The organism is Paenibacillus sp. AR247 (assembly GCF_002968895.1).
In the GTDB taxonomy this organism is placed as follows: Bacteria; Bacillota; Bacilli; order Paenibacillales; family Paenibacillaceae; genus Paenibacillus_AQ; species Paenibacillus_AQ favisporus.
The window spans coordinates 41,336-42,371 of sequence record NZ_PCZT01000024.1; the positions used below are offsets into that span (position 1 = coordinate 41,336).

At 54.9% G+C, this 1,036-nt stretch carries 1 protein-coding gene; it reads right to left on the minus strand.

Going from position 1 to position 1,036, the window contains the following annotated elements; all coding sequences use genetic code 11:
• The coding region (locus CPT76_RS38050; protein ID WP_105445825.1) for a carbohydrate ABC transporter permease at window positions 1-881 on the minus strand (881 nt) is incomplete at its 3' end.
• Window positions 882-1,036: the final 155 nt, after the last annotated feature.

Sequence of the window (1,036 nt, forward strand, 5' to 3'; positions counted from 1 at the left end):
AACCTCATCACGAAGTAACTGAGGAGCAGCAAAATGACTGAAACCGCTGAAGCATAGCCCAGTTCGAACCGGATGAACGCGTAATCGTCGACATGGTTGATGATGAGGTGCCCCGCATACTGCGGCGTAATCGCCATCCCGGTCAGCTGGGTTGAAATGCTGCCGGCCTTCAGGGTCGAAACGATCGTCATGACGGCGCTGAACAGCATTTGCGGTTTCATGGACGGCACGGTAATGTAGAACACTTCCTGCAACCGGTTCGATATCCCGTCAATCCGTCCAGCTTCATACAGCTCCCGGTTGACCGTCTGCAGACCCGCCAGCATCGCCAGAAATCCTACGCTGAAGCTCATCCAGAGGGATACCAGAATCATAATGTTCAGCAGGTACTTCGGATCCTGCAGCCAAGTTACCGGGGAATCGATCCAGCCCATATTCAGCAGGAAGTTGTTCAAATAGCCGACGCGGTCGCCGCTGAAAGCGGCAATCCAGACGACCGTCAGCGCCACGCCGCCCGCCATCGACGGCGCATAGAACACCAGCGTGTAATAATCGCGCACCTTCATCGGCAGCTGATGAATGAGCCAGGCAAACAGGAAAGACAGCAGATACCCGCCCGGCCCGACGATCAGCGCGAACACGAACGTGTTCGGAAGCGCCTTGGTCAGAAAAATAATGTCCTGCGTAAACAGCGCGATAAAGTTGTCAAAGCCGATAAAATGCAGCTTGCTGAATCCGTCGTAGGACGTAAAGCTGAGCGTCGCAGCCATCACGACCGGAATGACGATAAAGACGAGAAAGCAGATGAGAAAAGGAGCCAGGAACGCGTAGCAGAAGGCATCCTTCTTCAAATCCAGCACAAACCGTTTCAGCTTGACCACTGCCGGGAATGGCGGCTTCGCGGCTGGCAAAGCGGGCGTAATTTCTGGTTTCACGGCTTAGCCTCCTCCCAGTTAAAAGGTTCGATAATCTGAGGCACGTGCAAGTTTCCTCCCGCGATGCCGAAGTTCCGCTGCCTGCGGTCCATCTCCCGCTG